16 protein-coding genes are annotated in these 17,902 nt (G+C 33.3%); 13 read left to right on the forward strand and 3 right to left on the reverse strand.

Annotation, left to right across the window (positions count from 1 at the left end; translation table 11 throughout):
- The first annotated feature begins 130 nt into the window (after positions 1 to 130).
- Positions 131 to 634 carry a DinB family protein gene (locus tag DK442_RS12995; RefSeq protein ID WP_109436301.1) on the forward strand — a complete coding sequence of 168 codons (504 nt, stop codon included), beginning with the start codon at positions 131 to 133 and terminating at the stop codon, positions 632 to 634.
- 65 nt (positions 635 to 699) lie between these two features.
- On the opposite strand, the gene DK442_RS13000 is transcribed toward DK442_RS12995, so the two are convergent.
- On the reverse strand, positions 700 to 1,995 hold the full coding sequence (locus DK442_RS13000) for an aminopeptidase P family protein (protein WP_109436302.1): 1,296 nt from the start codon (positions 1,993 to 1,995) through the stop codon (positions 700 to 702).
- Positions 1,996 to 2,132: 137 nt separating this feature from the next.
- Between DK442_RS13000 and DK442_RS13005 the strand changes: the two genes are divergently transcribed.
- The gene (locus DK442_RS13005; protein WP_109436303.1) at positions 2,133 to 4,985 is read left to right on the forward strand and encodes a glycosyl hydrolase; all 2,853 of its coding nucleotides are present in this window, start codon (positions 2,133 to 2,135) and stop codon (positions 4,983 to 4,985) included.
- A 132-nt stretch (positions 4,986 to 5,117) separates the two neighbouring features.
- Here the strand turns inward: DK442_RS13005 and DK442_RS13010 are convergent, their stop codons facing one another.
- Both DK442_RS13010 and DK442_RS13015 read right to left on the reverse strand, forming a co-directional pair.
- Positions 5,118 to 5,333 (reverse strand): hypothetical protein, encoded by a 216-nt coding sequence (locus DK442_RS13010; RefSeq protein WP_160114157.1) that lies wholly within the window; start codon positions 5,331 to 5,333, stop codon positions 5,118 to 5,120.
- 119 nt (positions 5,334 to 5,452) lie between these two features.
- Entirely contained in the window at positions 5,453 to 7,186 is a 1,734-nt protein-coding gene (locus DK442_RS13015) for an AraC family transcriptional regulator (RefSeq protein WP_160114158.1), read from the reverse strand.
- Between the two features lie 202 nt (positions 7,187 to 7,388).
- Between DK442_RS13015 and DK442_RS13020 the strand changes: the two genes are divergently transcribed.
- The 11 genes from DK442_RS13020 to DK442_RS13070 all read left to right on the forward strand — a co-directional run bounded on the left by DK442_RS13020 (position 7,389) and on the right by DK442_RS13070 (position 17,897).
- Positions 7,389 to 8,654: a helix-turn-helix domain-containing protein gene (locus DK442_RS13020; protein WP_109436306.1), complete on the forward strand. Its 1,266-nt coding sequence runs from the start codon at positions 7,389 to 7,391 to the stop codon at positions 8,652 to 8,654.
- 104 nt (positions 8,655 to 8,758) lie between these two features.
- Positions 8,759 to 9,250: a hypothetical protein gene (locus DK442_RS13025; protein ID WP_109436307.1), complete on the forward strand. Its 492-nt coding sequence runs from the start codon at positions 8,759 to 8,761 to the stop codon at positions 9,248 to 9,250.
- Positions 9,251 to 9,290: 40 nt separating this feature from the next.
- Positions 9,291 to 10,376, forward strand: coding sequence for a kelch-like protein (locus DK442_RS13030; RefSeq protein WP_160114159.1), 1,086 nt, complete (start codon positions 9,291 to 9,293; stop codon positions 10,374 to 10,376).
- A gap of 20 nt (positions 10,377 to 10,396) precedes the next feature.
- Positions 10,397 to 10,951 carry a hypothetical protein gene (locus DK442_RS13035; RefSeq protein ID WP_160114160.1) on the forward strand — a complete coding sequence of 185 codons (555 nt, stop codon included), beginning with the start codon at positions 10,397 to 10,399 and terminating at the stop codon, positions 10,949 to 10,951.
- Between the two features lie 76 nt (positions 10,952 to 11,027).
- Positions 11,028 to 11,588: a hypothetical protein gene (locus DK442_RS13040; protein ID WP_109436310.1), complete on the forward strand. Its 561-nt coding sequence runs from the start codon at positions 11,028 to 11,030 to the stop codon at positions 11,586 to 11,588.
- 3 nt (positions 11,589 to 11,591) lie between these two features.
- Entirely contained in the window at positions 11,592 to 11,888 is a 297-nt protein-coding gene (locus tag DK442_RS13045) for a DUF1499 domain-containing protein (protein WP_109436311.1), read from the forward strand.
- 203 nt (positions 11,889 to 12,091) lie between these two features.
- Positions 12,092 to 13,711, forward strand: a complete 1,620-nt coding sequence (locus DK442_RS13050) for a fibronectin type III domain-containing protein (RefSeq protein ID WP_160114161.1) — start codon at positions 12,092 to 12,094, stop codon at positions 13,709 to 13,711.
- 149 nt (positions 13,712 to 13,860) lie between these two features.
- Entirely contained in the window at positions 13,861 to 15,252 is a 1,392-nt protein-coding gene (locus DK442_RS13055) for a tetratricopeptide repeat protein (protein ID WP_109436313.1), read from the forward strand.
- A 29-nt stretch (positions 15,253 to 15,281) separates the two neighbouring features.
- Positions 15,282 to 15,920, forward strand: coding sequence for a class I SAM-dependent methyltransferase (locus DK442_RS13060; protein WP_109436314.1), 639 nt, complete (start codon positions 15,282 to 15,284; stop codon positions 15,918 to 15,920).
- A 236-nt stretch (positions 15,921 to 16,156) separates the two neighbouring features.
- The gene (locus DK442_RS13065; protein ID WP_109436315.1) at positions 16,157 to 16,771 is read left to right on the forward strand and encodes a hypothetical protein; all 615 of its coding nucleotides are present in this window, start codon (positions 16,157 to 16,159) and stop codon (positions 16,769 to 16,771) included.
- A 115-nt stretch (positions 16,772 to 16,886) separates the two neighbouring features.
- Entirely contained in the window at positions 16,887 to 17,897 is a 1,011-nt protein-coding gene (locus DK442_RS13070; protein WP_109436316.1) for a kelch repeat-containing protein, read from the forward strand.
- Positions 17,898 to 17,902: the final 5 nt, after the last annotated feature.

Genomic DNA, 17,902 nt, shown 5'->3' on the forward strand with positions numbered 1-17,902 from the left:
ATTTAAATAATTGAAAAAGAATGAATTAGTTCTATGGTATAAGACATTTGAAATAGTGAAAGTTTTAATTATTCTTTAATCTAGTAGTTCGTTATTAAGATGATATTATGAATTAAAAATATTCTTTATTATGAAAACTAAAGCAATACTAATATTAACCTTTTTAAGTACAGCCTTGTTTACTGTTATGGGATTTATAACAGATGAAGAAGATAATCATTTGATTAAAAAATACAATTATCTGGAGGAACGTTTAAAGAATACCAAAATATATACCATACAAGTCATTGAAGCCATGCCAGAAAGTGAATATGGATATAAACCAAATAAAGATGTTAGATCATATACTGCCTTGGCTTCTCATATTATATACTCCATAGAATGGAATCTTGAAGTAATGAAGGGAACTCCTATTAAATGGAACCCTGGTGATGAGGATGGTTTAAGTAAAAAAGAATTGATTACTTATGCAAATGAACAGTTTAATGCCTTCATTGACTTTGTTCTTAAAGCAGAAGAAACCTCTAAGTTAACAGATAAAATTATTGATGTATTGAATCATAATGCACATCATCGTGGACAAATGGTCACGTATTTACGAATGAAAGGAATAGAGCCACCTAAGTATCGGTAAATAAGTAGGTGGTCATTGCCTTTTCTTTTTTTAAAGATAGTATCAATTTTTATGATACATTAAGCCTAGGACTTGTTCATAAGCTCTTCAATTTCTTCTGCTTCTATAGGGATATTGGCCATAAGATTAAAAGGGTCTCCTTTTTCCTGTATAACAACATCATCTTCTAGTCGTATTCCAAAACCTTCATCCGGAATATAAATCCCTGGTTCTACTGTAAATACCATATTTGCTTGCATAGGCTCGGTTAAAATACCGTAGTCATGAGTATCTAATCCGATATGATGAGAAGTACCGTGCATTAGATATTTTTTATAGGCAGGCCATTCAGGGTCTTCTTTTTGTACATCGGCTTTATCTAATAATCCCAGCCCTAATAATTCTGAAGTCATAATCTTACCTACTTCTACATGATAATCTGCCCAGATAGTTCCTGGTACTAACATTTTAGTCGCTTCATTTTTAACACGCAGTACGGCATCGTACACGGCTCTTTGTCGTTTGGTATAGGTTCCAGACACAGGAATTGTACGGGATAAGTCACTAGAATAGTTAGCATATTCTGCAGCAACATCCATCAAAATCAAATCTCCTGCCTTACACTGCTGATTGTTTTCTATATAATGAAGAACATTAGCATTAGTTCCACTTGCTATTATGGGAGTATATGCAAATCCTTTGGACCTGTTATTGATAAATTCGTGTAGTAATTCGGCTTCGATATTATATTCCCAAACGCCAGGTTTTACAAATCCCAAAAGTCTTCTAAACCCTTTTTCAGTAATATTACATGCCGTTTGCATCAGATCAATTTCTATAGCGTCTTTTACAGAACGTAATCGTTGTAAAATAGGATTACTTTTGGCAACCGTATGTGCGGGATATTTTGCTTTCCACCATTTGGTAAAACGATCTTCTCGAGTTTCGGTTTCTACATTTGATCGGTAGTGCTCATTCGTATTGACATATACGGTTTCACATTGCGTCATAACCTCGAAAAAAATCTTTTCCAAATCCTGAAGCCAATACACAGTTTTGATTCCAGAAACTTCCAAAGCGCGTTCTTTGGTGAGTTTTTCACCCTCCCAAATGGCAATATGCTCGCTGGTTTCTTTTAAAAATAGAATCTCACGATGTTTTGCTACCGGAGCATCAGGAAAAAGAAGTAAAACACTTTCTTCCTGATCTACACCACTTAAATAGAAGATATCCCTGTGTTGCTCAAAAGGTATAGTGCTATCTGCACTAATTGGATAGATATCATTACTGTTAAATACGGCAATGCTATTAGGTTTCATTTGCGCTGTAAAGTTCTTTCTATTCTTTATGAAAAGATTGCTATCTATTTGGTGGTATTTCATCTGATACTAATTTATTAAATGCTCATTACGGATTTCCAAAAATACTAAAGCAAAAAGGATGTATTGTTAAACAATATCTAAAAATTTTGAGGTTATTTTCACAATATCTACTTTCAGCCCACTAAATATCCATCAAAATGAAAATATTCACATCGTCATTAGTATTCGTATTGCTGTCAACTATAGTTTTTGCTCAGCAATCTCCAACACCTGCAGAGGCCGTACAAAAGGGATTGTCTGCCAAAAAGCAAATGGAAACTTCTTCATTAGTTCGGCATGTTCCTTTTAAAAATATTGGCCCTACCGTAATGAGTGGACGTGTAGTCGATGTCGATGTCAACCCAGAAAATACTGCAGAATTTTATGTAGGATATGCTTCAGGAGGATTATGGTATACTGTAAATAACGGAACCACATTTGATCCGGTTTTGGATACTGCAGAAACTATTAACGTAGGCGATATTGCAGTAGATTGGAAAAATAACATCATCTGGGTAGGAACAGGTGAGAATAACTCATCGAGATCATCCTATGCCGGGACAGGGATTTTAAAATCTACTGATAAAGGTAAAACCTGGAAAAATGTAGGATTGCCCGACTCACATCATATAGGGAGAATTGTTATTAACCCTAATAATCCCGATGAGGTTGTAGTAGGAGTTACAGGACATTTGTATTCTGTTAATGAAGAACGCGGAGTATATAAAACTACAGACGGAGGAACCACTTGGAATAAAACCTTATTTATTAATAATGAAACGGGTATTATCGACCTGGCATCTGCTCCTAATAATTTTAATGTTATGTATGCGGCTGCTTGGGATAAAGATCGTAAAGCATGGAATTTTGAAGGAAACGGACCAGGATCTGGAGTATATAAAAGTACAGATGCCGGGAATACCTGGACCAAGATTTCTGTAGAAGGAAGTGGTTTTCCTACAGGAGAAGGTGTAGGTAGAATTGGACTTGCTGTTTTTGACGAGAATACCGTATATGTAGTTCATGATAGCCAGTTTAGAAGAGATAAAAGCGATACTAAAAAAGATGGTGAAGGATTGACTAAAGAAGATTTTAAAACCATGTCAAAAGATGCTTTTTTAAAACTAGAAGATAAAAAGCTAAATGCATTTCTAAAAACAAATGGTTTTCAGGAAAAATACAGAGCTGATAATCTAAAACAACTAGTTCGTGGAGGCACAGTACAACCTATAGATCTTGCCAAATATCTTGAAGATGCAAATGCCATGTTATTTGATACGCCTGTTGTTGGAGCAGAAGTATATCGTAGTGATGATGCAGGTAAATCCTGGAAGAAAACTCATGAGGATTTTCTAGATGATATTTTTTATAGCTATGGATATTATTTTGCTCAGATACAGGTAAACCCAGCAAATAAAGATCATATTTATATATCTGGAGTACCTATCCTAAAGTCTAAAGATGCAGGAAAGACCTTTACCAGTATTAGTGGTAGAAATGTTCATGCAGATCATCATTCCCTATGGATTAATCCTAAAAACCCAATGCATTTGATCAACGGGAATGATGGGGGGGTAAATATATCTTATGATGATGGTGAGCATTGGATCAAAGCCAATCAGCCAAGTGTAGGACAGTTTTACTATATTAATGTAGATAATGAAAAACCTTATAATGTATATGGAGGTCTACAGGATAACGGAGTTTGGGTAGGAGCGCATAATGCCAGAGAAGATGTTTCTTGGCACCAAAGTGGTCATTATCCCTGGGAAAGTATTATGGGAGGCGATGGTATGCAGGTCCAGATTGATAATCGGAATGCTAATATCGTATATACCGGATTTCAGTTTGGAAACTATTTTAGATTGGATAGAGCAAAGGAAAAGCAGACCTATATCCAACCAAAGCATGAGTTAGGAGAATCACCATATCGATTCAATTGGCAAACACCAATTTTATTATCTCCGCACAATCAGGATATCCTGTATTTAGGGGGAAATAAATTAATGCGATCTATGAATCAGGGTGATGACTGGACTGCTATATCCAATGATCTAACCGGTGGAGGCAAAAAAGGAAATGTAGCCTATGGTACATTAACTACTATTTCTGAGTCTCCTTTTCAGTTTGGATTAATCTATACAGGTAGTGATGATGGATTGGTGTATGTAACCAAAAACTCTGGCGGAAGTTGGAATAAAATCTCCAATACGTTACCTAAAGATTTGTGGGTATCCAGAGTAATTGCTTCTTCTCATAAAAAAGAAAGGGTATATGTGACGCTTAATGGGTATCGATGGGATGACTTTACACCTTACGTATATGTAAGTGAAAACTACGGACAAACCTGGACATCGATTGGAAGTAATTTACCTGCATCTGCTATTAATGTAATTAAGGAAGATCCTGAAAATGAAAACGTATTGTATTTGGGAACTGATAATGGTGCTTATGTAACTTTGGATAAAGGAAAAACATGGCAGGCATTCTCTGAAGGAATCCCTAATGTAGCAGTGCATGATATTGTTATTCAGGAAGATGCTAAAGATCTACTTTTAGGGACACACGGTAGAAGTATCTATAAAACTAATATAGAGCCAATACAACTACTTGATAATACCATTATCAATAAAGGACTTCATGTTTTTGAAAATGAAGGTATGAAATGGTCAGAACGATGGGGCGTTTCCTGGAGCAAGTGGATGGAACCTAGAGAACCATCATTACCCATCACATTTTATGCATTAGCTCCTGGGAAGTTTACAGTTAAGATTACTACAGCCTCGGGAAAAATACTTCAACAGTTTTCTGTAGATGGAGACAAAGGACTAAACTATACAAAGTATGATGTAACGATTACCGAAAAAGCAAAAAACATTCTCGAAAAAGAATTTCCTGATGATAAAGTAGTAAAAAGAAAGAATGGAAAATACTACTTACCTATCGGAAGCTACGAAATTGTAATTAGTGATGGTAAGAAAACCGAGAAAGTTGGTCTTGAGATGAATTGATACATTCCTTTTGTTATTAACTATACAAGAGAAATATATTTTTATTTATATACAAACAAAAACCCTCAAACTATGCATAGGAAAAGCATAGTTTGAGGGTTTTTTTTATATAATAGTATAGCTTAAAGTGGATTAACCCCATTGGATTATGGTTGTACCACCAGATTCGCAACCTCTAGCTTTTGTATTACAATTTTCATTTTTCGTTTTGCAATATATCTTAGTTTCATTAAATACATCACATCCAGGTTCTCGAGATGTCAGACCACCTTTTATAGATGACATCTGCTCTAATTTTGTAATATTTAATTTCTCAAGCGTTAACTTTTTCCCCGTTGCTTTTTTCATAATCATTGATTTTTAAGTTTTACTTTTCTTGTATTCCAAGAATAAATATAGGGTAAAAATGATGATATAGCCTAGAAATGAGGAGGTTATTAGACGAAATTCACGAAATTCCGATAAAATCATGGAGTATCTAAGCTATGTAATCGTTTAATAAAATAGGAAGTTTTGATGCCCGTACTCTTTTTAAAAGCGGATGAAAAAGACTCAGCAGTATTAAACCCCACCTCTTCTGCAATACCTTGTATGGTATAGTTTTTTAAGGTTTTATTTTCTTTAAGTTGTGCTACTGCATAGTCGATTCTAAGGTCATTAATATAATTGGTAAAATTCTTATGTTTATGATGGTTAATTACTTTGGATAAATATTTAGTATTGGTTTTTATGTCTTTGGCCAAAGAGGTCGTACTAATGTTCTTTTTTAAGAAGTGTTTGTTGGTTTCAAACACATCAAGTTTATTTAGAATCTCTGTTATAATATCATTGGCTACTCCAATATCAGCTTGTGGTTTTTCCTTTAGGTTTTTCCTAGGTTTAGATCTGCCTTGATCGATGAGTTGCTCAAATTTTTGCTGATACGTTTTCCTTTTTTTGTATTGACGATATAGAAAAACAATGGCAATAGTAGCAAGTGATGAAAGAAAAATCACTAGAAGGTTTAGGTTTTTATTATTGCCTTTCAGTTCTTCAATAAGTGTTTCCTTTTCTTTCAGAAGCAAGGGAGTATCAAATTCTTTAAATAAACGAGAAGAAACAAAAGAAGTTTTCTGGTTGATGATACTATCAAATTGTAGTAGTTTATTAATGGATTCTAGTTGTTCCTCTTTTTTTTCATTGACTTTATAAAAATTAATGAGAAACTCATACCCTTCTCTAACTTCAGAAGGAGTAATTTTTTCTTGTTGTACAATAGAATCCATTGTAAGAAAATGCGTTCTGGCCGATATGATATCTTGTTGTAACAATTGTAGTTTCCCAAGATAAAACTCTCCTAATACGTATGATTTTTTATTTTCTGGGTGATTTTTATCTATTAATGAAATACCTTTGAGTATACTATCAGAAGCACCATCAAACTTTTCTTTGAAGAATAAATTAATCCCTTCATTAATAAGAATTTTTCCATAAAAGCGATCATGGTGATATCTAGATTTTTGAGAATATTTAATTGCTTTACTATGAAATGCTGATGTTGAATCTAGAGAGTTATTATATCGATAGGATTCTGCTAACGGAATGATTGATTTTAAATATTGAAGTGTGTCAAAAGAGCTTTTAGTTTTTATATACTCATAATATTCTTTAAAAAGAGATAAAGCTTCTTCATGCTTCCCGATTTCGGTTTTGATACAAGCAATATTGTGCTTTGTTATATAGATAAATTTAGTGTTCTGTACTTTTTCTGCTATCGCTAACAATTTCAGATAACTATCTAAAGCTAATGTGTGATTTCCTTTATTTACATAATACCCTCCTTTAAAGGAATATCCTCTAATCGTAATATCATAATCCAATCCTCTACTTAATTTAATAGAGCGATCTAGTAAAGTTATCTTTTCTGATTCTTCTATAGCATAATATGATAATAGTCCATAGGCTTCAGCTATTTTTATTGTATTATCCTCTTTAACGGCTTTTTTTAAAAAAGTATTTAAATATATTTTTGATGTTAAAGTATCGGGCCAGGTTTTAAGATAGGTTTGGTATAATCTATCATAATCCAATCCTTTAAGAGAATCTGGGATAACAAAATCTTTGTCTTGTGCTGTAGTGATGTGCGCACCAAAAATCATAAACACGCATACCATCCTTATCCATAAGGAAGTAAAAAAGAGATATGTCTTTTTTAATTTCAAGGGGTTTTTGTCTATTTATATCACTATAAAGATACTATTTTCTGTCGTTATTGGGATTTACTACAAAATCAACACAAATACTTGATATTCAAATATTTATTTTCAAAAATCAATCTCGAAATTCTTAGAATTTCGAGAAATTCCATTTGTTTTTAGCAGTGTAGTCATTCTATATTTGATTCAGACAAAAAAATCAACCGTGATGAATATCAAGAAAAACATAGGGAATAAAATAGCAGTAAAAAGATCTGGTATACTACTATATGGATTTGTATTTCTTTTTGCGTGTGTAGTAGTTTTCAAAATACTAAAGATTAATATCACCTCGTTTGAGATGACCCATATGTTTACTTCTTTGATTGTATTAAACATTGCATTACTTCTAACAGTAGGGTATTTTCTTTTGATTACTATAAAGAACTTTTCAGGTTTTTATAGCATCCCAACATTGTTTCAAAAAACAGTGACAACGGTTTATGATCATATTTTTAGCACAGTAAGTGTCGAAGTACAAGAGCCAGAGATCAACAAGGATAAGAAAAGTGGACTAAGAAACACATTTTCAAATTTTAATATCCCCGGTTTGAGTCAATTGTTTTCTGATAAAGAAGAACATAGGATACAAAATACAACGCCAGAAACAATTGCAGTACTTAGTTATTTTGCAACATCACTATTCGAGAAAAACAAACTCGAAGATGTACTTTGGGATATTGTAGAAAATTGCATTTCACAACTTCAGCTCGAGGATTGTGTAATCTATATGTTGGATACAGAAAAGAAAATGTTAATCCAAAAAGCGGCATTTGGGTATAAGAATAATGGAGAACGAAAAGTGATAAGCCCAATTCAAATTCCGTTAGGAAAAGGTATTGTAGGTAGAGTAGCGCAAACAGGAAGATTCGAATATATATCCGATGTTACCAATGATGCTGAGTATATTATAGATGATGCCAATAGAATGTCAGAACTCTCTATTCCTATTTTTGTTGATGATGAGGTAGTGGGAGTTTTAGATTCTGAGCATTCACAAAAAGATTTTTTTACTGAAAATCATATTTTCTTATTTCAATTAATTGCCAGATTAACCGAGAATAAGCTAAAACAGTTACAGACAAAAAATGCATGTCATATTACTGATGATAATGTGTATTTTAAAGAGCTTGAATTTTTAATGAAAGAAGCCAAAATATACAGAGATGCTAATCTGGGATTAGATAGTATATCTACCGAACTTAATATTAGTGGTAACTATTTGTCGCAGTTAGTAAATAAAGTGACAGGTCGCAATTTTACAGATTATGTAAATGGATTTAGAATAGAAGATGCAAAATCAAAACTTAGAAATCCAGAATTTATAAACTATACTATTATCGCTATTGCATTAGAGTCTGGGTTTAATTCTAAATCTACTTTTTATAGTGCTTTTAAAAAGCTAACCGGTATTTCACCAAAAGAATACCGGTAAACTCTTAAAATATGTCCGAATTCTTTGAAATTCAATGATACGGGATATTCAATAGTAGTATTATCAATAGTTTTATGGAAATAAAACTGAAAATCATATTACACATGAAAAAATTAGCCTTATTGGTTTTTATGGGATTAATAGCGTCTTGTACACAACCAGAACTTGAAATTACCGAAGAAAACGTATCCGAACCTAAAATTGAAATCATCCAGGATAGTAAAACGTGGGAATTTCCTGGGGATGATGAATTGCAAGCCCCGTATGATCCGGGTGTTTATGGTCCAGAAACCTTAACAGCTGGACATAAAGGAGTATTTTCTTATATTATGTATCCACTTGCACAAAAGCAAATACCATCTGAAAGAAGAGGATTTAGAATATATATAAGAAAATTGCTTTGTCCGTCTAATACTTGGGAATTGCAAGAGATGTTAGAGGTTCCTTATAGTTCTGTTACACTTGTTTTCCCTGAAGATTATTGCGTCTATTCCCTCGATAATTCTACAAGATGGGAAATAGAGTATCAAGTATATGATACCAAAACGGGTGAAGATTGGGTCTCTAGCTCGAGAGAGGTGAAAATATTTAATTAAACAGTAGAAAAATTGAATTTTATGCTTTTGAATGATTGCTATGAAAAATAGATTCAGAATAGAATACATCTTTGGCATTTTGGTAATCCTTTTAGTAGTTTGTAGTTGTGAACTACATGAAGGCGTTACTAACAAAGAAATCCTCCTAACGTCTCCAGAAAAAATACTACCAGCAAGTGGAATTAATCTTCCAAACACCGTGATAAGTGAAAAAACCTCTTATGGAAGAAGAGCGAATCATGCCTCTGTTGTATTTGATAATAAAATGTGGGTAATCGCCGGGCATGGAAGGATCAGCGATACAATATTTTTCGAAGATAGAAATGATATATGGTGCAGTACAGATGGTAAAAACTGGCAAGAGGTAAATTCTAAAGCCGCATTTGAACAGCGTGGAGGTCATGCTATGACTGTTGCTAATAATAGTATGTGGATTGTGGGAGGTAAAAGATCCCCATCTGGTGGTGGCCAGTACTTTAATGATGTGTGGCGTAGTAAAAATGGAAAAGATTGGGTACAGACTGTAAAAAATGCTCCTTTTTCTGCTCGTAGACATCATACGCTTACAAATCTAAATGGTAGAATGTTTTTAATAGGAGGGTTTAGTAATCCTTTAGATGAGGAGGATTGGGTAAAAGGAGATATATGGGTAAGCAGCGATAGCGTACAGTGGGATCAAGTGACCAAGTTAGCTCCATTTGGCAGACGTCATGGGCACGCAACAGTAGTATATAATAATAGAATTTGGGTTATAGGAGGATATGATAATTATGGAAATTATCTTAATGATGTTTGGTATTCCAAAAATGGATATCAATGGAATTTGGCCACACCAAATGCTCAGTTTTCTCGAAGAAGATTGCATGAAGTAGTAGCCAATGAAAAAGGGATGTGGCTTACTGGAGGTTCTTCTAAAGGAAGTTCTTATCATAATGATATATGGTTTAGTAAAGATGGAATTGCCTGGGAATCTGTGAATGTAATAAAATTTTTCCCGGCTAGAGGATATCATACTTCTTTGTATTTTGATGATAGACTTTGGGTTCTTAATGGATATTATGATGTTGCAGATGAAGAAGGTTATTATAACGCGGTTTATTTTCGGGATATATGGGGATATAGGTAATGTCTTTATATTATAAAACTATGCTAGATTTTGATATAAAATCAATTAAGCTTTTGGTCTTTTATATATTAATTACAAGTTGTAGTGACGATGATATTACATTAGACCAGACTCCACCATCTTTTATGGTTACACCAATAACAATCCATGAGGTTAGTTCATTTATCGCATTTGGTGAGTCACTAACCCCTACTCAACAAAACCCTGCAATTGAATATTTTACTAAGCAATCAAATATACAGCTTAGATCGGTTTCAGATGGGGTTGTAGAAGATATCAGAATGAATTCAAATATTGATGATTTAGAAATATGGATAAAACCAAATGATAATTCTACATGGCTTATCATACAGGATCACATATTAGATGTTAATGTTTCTTTAGGTGACCAAGTCGATGCAGGTCAAATATTGGGAAGAGTAGGTTTGGGAAACAGAACTGAACTTCAAATCAACAGAATTAATGGTGAGAATAATATAGCCCATTGTCCATTAAATTTTGGTACCCAGAATTTTGTTATACAGCATACTAGTTTTTTTGAAAATTGGTGTGTTGCAGAAACCGTAATTCCCTAAGAAAATATTGTTGTTAATACCTCTAAAAGCTCGGTTAATAATCATTAGTAATACAATTAATCTAAACGAATTTTTCATGTTTCATAGGGATAGAGCAATAAGGCTGTTAAGTATCGTATTCATATATTTTATAAGCCTACCTCTTTTATTTGGGCAACAAAATTATAATCATGATCAGACACCTAAAAAATTCAATATTAATCTTGCGTATGGAATAGCTTACGGAATACAAGGTATATCCATACCTCCTTTTACCTATAAATTATCTGCTGGTGTAGAGTATACCATGGGTAAAACATCAGTGTATGCTTTACCTGGACTTACTGTAGGAATTGCTCCGGTAGTATTTTTTCATTTTGAAACGGGAATAAACTATCGCTTTATGACTATTGATTATAGTACAAATTCTTATAAGACACAAGATGATGAAATAGTAAGAAAGTTTAGTAATGAAAATATTAATTTGGGAATTCGAATCAAGCTAAACAAAAAGAAAAAAGGGAATGTATTCTTATGGATAAAAGTGGGTAAAAGTATTTCTGAAAAAGGGTATAATGAAGAATTTCCGCCGATATGGAATGGATATAATGCAGAGTTAAGAATTGTATATAAGGTTTTCAAATTATTTAAAAATTAAGAAATGGGAGTAAAATTCGAAGCTTCAAAAAAGTACGATTCAAGCAAGATTGAATTAATTCATAATATCAAAACTGCCATTGACAAATCTAAGTTTAAGATAGAAAATATTGATAAAGAAAATAGAACCATCTATGCAAAGTCATCATTAAATATTTGGTCTTGGTTTGAAAAAATAAGCATAAGAATCGAAGAAAATGGAAATGTAACGATGAAAAGTGAATGTTATCTTTCAACCCAAATAGTTGATTGGGGAAAAAACAAAAGAAATGTAAAAACATTTTTTAGACACTTGGGATAATTAGATAGTGACCCCCAGAAAAATGGATGATGTTCATATTTTGACAAAACTTATTTAAGATGTCCGAATTCATTGAAATTCAAACTTTTCGGATATTAACCTATTTCTTCTCAATTACTTTTATCACACTCTATATAGATGATGGACTCGTAGTATGATTTATATAAGGTATATCCAAAATAAATAGAAAAACATATAGACTGATGAAAAAGAAATATTTTTTACCAAATTTAATCTTCATATGTATTTTGATTTTGGGGTGTAATAGTGATGATGATCAAAACATAACGACAACACCTCAAAATCAAAAACCAGGAGATTTTACAATACAGATTACTCAGATTACTGAGAATAATGCATTATTGAGTTGGAATGCAGCAGTTGACCCCGATGAAGATAAAGTAACGTATACGGTGGTTCTGGGTGATAACGAAGTACAGACAAATCTAGAAACAACAGAATTCCTGTTAGAAGGTCTTATTGCTCAAACTAATTATAATGGTAAAGTAATTGCTTCTGATGGTAATGGAAATACGTCTGAGAATACATTTGATTTTACCACAGAAGAAGGTGAGATTATCAATGAAGAAGTATCAATAGCATGGGAAAAATCCTTTGGTGGCTCTCAAATTGATGTGGCTAATGCTATACAATTAACAGTAGATGGTGGATATATAGTCGCAGGTACGGCTAATTCTGATGATGGAGATGTAGGCGGTAATAACGATGCAGATGGATATCTGGGAGGGGATTATTGGGTTATTAAACTGAACAATTCTGGAGATATGATATGGGAGACTAACCTTGGAGGGAATAGTGATGAAGCAGGAAATAGTATACAACAAACAACAGATGGAGGGTATATAGTAGTTGGGTTTACTGACTCTAATGATCAAGACATTAGTGGAGATACTTCTTTTGCTGATTTTTGGATTGTAAAATTAGATGGGTCTGGAAATTTGGTTTGGGAAACTAACTATGGCGGAAGTGGAAATGAGGAAGCAACTTCTGTAGATCAAACTTTGGATGGTGGGTATATTGTTGCTGGTTTTACCAGTTCTTCAAACGATGATGTAGGAGGTAATAATGGAGGTATTGATTATTGGGTAATAAAGTTAGATGCTGAAGGAGCCTTAATATGGGAAACCAATCTTGGCGGTAGTGAGTTTGATATTGCACAATCAGTTGAGCAAACTAGTGATGGGGGATATATTGTTGGAGGATATTCAGAATCTTTAGGCGATGATGTGGGAGGTAACTATGGGGAAAAAGATTATTGGATTGTAAAGTTAGATGCTTTAGGAAATTTGATTTGGGAAACCAATCTTGGAGGCTCACTTGATGATTTGGCCTATGATATTCACCAAACTACAGATCAAGGTTATATTGTTGCTGGATATTCTGAATCCTCAGATTTTGATGTAAGTGACAACAACGGAAAAAAAGATAGTTGGATCGTAAAGTTAGATACTTCGGGAGCAATAGTGTGGGAAGTTAACCTTGGTAGTTCAGAAAGTGATGCTGCGCGTTCGATTCAGCAGACTACAGATCAAGGTTATATTTTTGCCGGTAACTCAGGAGCAAGTGATTTTGATGTGAGTACCAATAATGGAGGGTATGCAGATTATTGGGTTGTAAAATTAAATCCTCTTGGTGAATTGTCATGGGAAATTAGCTTTGGAGGCCCAGAACCAGATTATGCAAATGCTATTCAACAAACCAATGATGGTTATATAGTGACAGGTTATGTCTGGGGTCCTGGAGAAGATATTAGCGGAGCTGGGAAAGGCAAATGGGATTACTGGATTGTAAAATTAGAATAGATATATCTACATAACAATAGTAACGTAATGATTAGATTTTTTTGTCCAATTGCTTTTCATTACCCGGGATCCTCATTAACTAACCTAACAACAGTAATGAGGATCCTTTTTTTGATAATGATATGGTAAATAAAAATTATATTTAAGAAATGAAACGTACTAGACTCACAACCATAGTTTTTTTTGCAAGTTTTTTTACCGTTTTTCCATGCTTTTGGGATTATGATACTATTGAAATGGAAAGGCAAAAATTTCCTAGTGTGATCGAATTGATTTCGGGAAAATTCTTAAGACATTCACCAGAGTTTCATTATTGGAGAATAAAAGATCGAGAAGAAAAACTACAAAAATTTCCAGACAGTCTTCCGTTATTGGATGATCTCGCCGTTTCATATTCAAAAATAGGAGATGATAAAAAAGCTATCAAAATTATCCTTAAAAAAGAGGCGATTAAACCAGGAGAGTATAAGACGTATGCTAATTTGGGTACATTTTATCTGCATGATGGGCAATTTAAAAAAGGAATTGAATACATAGATAAAGCGGTAGAAATTAACCCTGAGGCACATTTTGGTAGAGAAATATATCAACGACACGTTGCAGAGTACGTGCTCAGTAAAATGAAAAATGGAAAGATTCCACTACCACTTTCTTCAAAATTTAGAAGGTGTCTTGATTGCCTTCCCGAACCAGAACATGAACAAAATTTTTATGCATTTCTTGTAAACAAGTATGAGGAAAAAAAGAATACATCAACAAGTAAGTCTCAAAAAGATGAAGTAGAAAATGGTATTTTCGGTCCAATAAGAAACTTACCTTATGCAGAGCTAGAAAAGGCCATTATCGGTATTATGGGGATGATGAAATTTGGAAATTATGATTCTCCTGTTTTATTAGAAGTATTAGGAGACCTATTAATGGGCACAGGAAGGAAAGGAGGAGCAAGACAACTTGCTGCACGAGCATATTTTAAAGCATCTTATAATATTGAAGATGATATTGTAAAAGAAGTGTATAAGAAAAAAATCGTATTTACTCTTTTTCATCAGTATACAAAACGGCGTGGAAAAAAGTTTACACTATATGAATTAGAAGAATTGTTAATAGAAGAAATTAACGAAGGAAACAGGTTTTATCAAAAAATACGTGATGATGAAATGAGATGGATACGATCAGGAATGGATCCAGAACAAGAGTTTACAACAAAATACTATAAAGAACCTAAACTAGGAGTAAGAATTCAACATGGAAAAGGTGGACAAATGCATCTCGATAGAAAATATGCCAGGGATACTACAATTGGAAAAATTATAGATTATAGACCTGTTCCAAAACAAAATATTTTACTGGACAGTGCCTATAAAAAAGATATTGATAGTTTGTTTAATAAAAAACCAGATAAAGAAAAACATGTAACTCAGGAAACCGATAGTGAAGACCAAAAGGAAAATGAAAAAACAACAAAATATTGGGTTTTCGTAGTATTGACAATAGGAGTTTTAGGCGTAGGAATTTTAATGTTGAAGAAAGGAAAAAAATAAAAAAGGAGTAAAGGTAACTTATAAGAGTTATGGATAAAACCAAAATCGCAATAGAGGTTTTTGACAAATTTGCTAAGGTATATCAAGATAAGTATATGGACCTGGCAATGTATCATGATACTTTTGATTTGTTTTGTGAGTCTATTGAAAAAAAGAATGCAGAAGTTTTAGAAGTTGGTTGCGGACCAGGAAATATTACAAAATACATGCTTCAAAAACGTCCAGATTTTAAGCTATTGGCTACAGATGTATCCTCAAAAATGATTGAGCTAGCAAAAATAAATAATCCTACCACTCAAATTGAAATGTTAGATTGTAGAAAAATAACTACTCTTACTCAAAAGTATGATGCAATTATATCTGGGTTTTGTTTGCCATATCTCTCAAAAGAAGATGCGTTACAATTTATACAAGATGTATCTGTAGTATTAAAGCCCAATGGAATTTTCTATGTAAGCACAATGGAAGATGATTACAGCAAATCAGGTTTTACTCAACCAAGTTCTGGAGGAAAACAAGAAATATATATTCATTACCATGAGGCTGGTTATTTAATCGAAGCATTAACAGGAAACGGATTTACAATTATGGATAAAAGACGAAAAACACATCCTCAATACAAAGACACTACCACAAAAGACCTGATTATTATTGCCAAAAAAGGATAGCTTTTCCAGTTTAAAAGTGCAAATCAGAGTTTTACTTAAATCTAGATATTTCATTTTCTCAAGTAAATACTAAACGTTTTTTGGTGTATTAAAAATTGGTATTAGAGTTTTATTTTCATATTCCTTGGTAAATCCCCCTAAATATGTCCGAATTCTTTGAAATTCAATCTTTTCGGATATTCAACATCCTCACTCCCACTAGGTTTGTACTCTAAACTTTTAAAAAACAACAAAAAATGAAAGCGATGAAAGATTTAGTGAAATTGAGTTTGATACTTGTACTATCTGTATCTATATTTTCTTGTTCTGATGGTGAAGATGGTGCTATAGGCCCTGCAGGACCAGAAGGTCCAGCTGGAGCACAAGGAACTCAAGGAATCCAAGGTGATCCGGGAGATCCAGGAGACCCTGGAACCGCAAATGTGATATATTCAGATTGGATTCCAAATGGTTTTACACCAGGTGGAGGGTTACTGCAAAAAGTTTTTACATTAGCAAACGCTCAACAGATTACAGATTTAGGAGTAAACTTAGATACCAGTACTGTATTAGTATACGGAAGAGGTGATATTTTATTGGTGGTAGGAGATGAAGTATTTCCGTTACCTTATGAAAATAGGTCTACAGAAGAACGATATACATATACTACCACTAATCAAGGGTCAATACGAGCAGTAGGATTTGCTGCTTCTAATACTGATAATGATTTTGATCGTTTTGATGATTATAGGTACGTTATTATACCTGGAGGAGTAGCCGTTAGTTCAACTTCTTCTGCAACAAAATCTACACCAGATTATACTACCATGTCTTATAAAGAGATTGCGACTCTATTTAATATTCCAGAATAATAGCCAAATGTAAAACAACACATACGCTACTTGTGTTTAAGTTTGTGATTTTGCCCTTCAATTATTTTTAGATAGTTAATGATTGAAGGGTTTTCATTAAAAAAATATAGTTGAAATGAAAAAACATATATATATAATACTGGCATTTGTGTCTTTAGTAATGCTATCATGTAGCACCGATGACAATCAGATAGAAGAAGTAGAAACTACATCTATAAAGATGTTACCTCTAACAAAGAAAAAATTGAAGTCTACTTTGGTTGCCAAAGAAACCTCTTTTGGAGGTCGTGCTAATCATACCTCATTAATATTTGATAAAAAGATGTGGGTAATAGCTGGTAATGGACCAGGCATTTATTATAACGATGCGTGGTTTAGTAATGATGGGACCAACTGGATTGCAGCTACAAAAAAGGCAGCTTTTTCAAGAAGAACAAATCACGCTACAACAGTTTCTAATGGTAAAATGTGGTTAACAGGAGGAGAACTAGTTGATGAAATGAATGATGTTTGGTATTCTGATGATGGAACCAACTGGGTATTGACCAATAATAATGCTGCTTTTTCGCCAAGATCAAGCCATGCTATGGTAGACTTAAATGGAAGAATGTTTGTGATTGGAGGAGAGGAAAATGGTGTTGAAAAAGGAGATGTTTGGGTAAGTAGTGATGGAGTTAAATGGAATTTGGCCACTAATCTGGCACCTTTTGGTGAACGAAGAGATCATGCCGCTGTAGTTTTTGATAATAAAATCTGGGTGATTGGAGGATATGATATAAATAATAATTTTTTAAATGATGTATGGTACTCTCCAAATGGTTTTCAATGGTTTCTTGCTACAGCAAATGCAGATTTTCTTCCGAGAAGAAATCACGCTTTAACGGCTAATAAAAAAGGAATGTGGTTAACTGCAGGAACCAGAAATAATGATTTTAAATATTTTAATGATGTGTGGTTTAGTAACGATGGTGTAACCTGGACAGAAGTTAAAGTATCTAAAACCTTTCCTGAAAGAACAGAACATACATCTGTACACTATGATAAAAAATTATGGGTCATTAATGGATACGGTTTGGATCTAGGAAACTATTATGATTTTTATACTGATATCTGGTCTTTTGAATAAAAAAG

Origin of the sequence: Aquimarina sp. AU119, assembly GCF_900312735.1 — a bacterium.
Lineage (GTDB): Bacteria > Bacteroidota > Bacteroidia > Flavobacteriales > Flavobacteriaceae > Aquimarina > Aquimarina algiphila.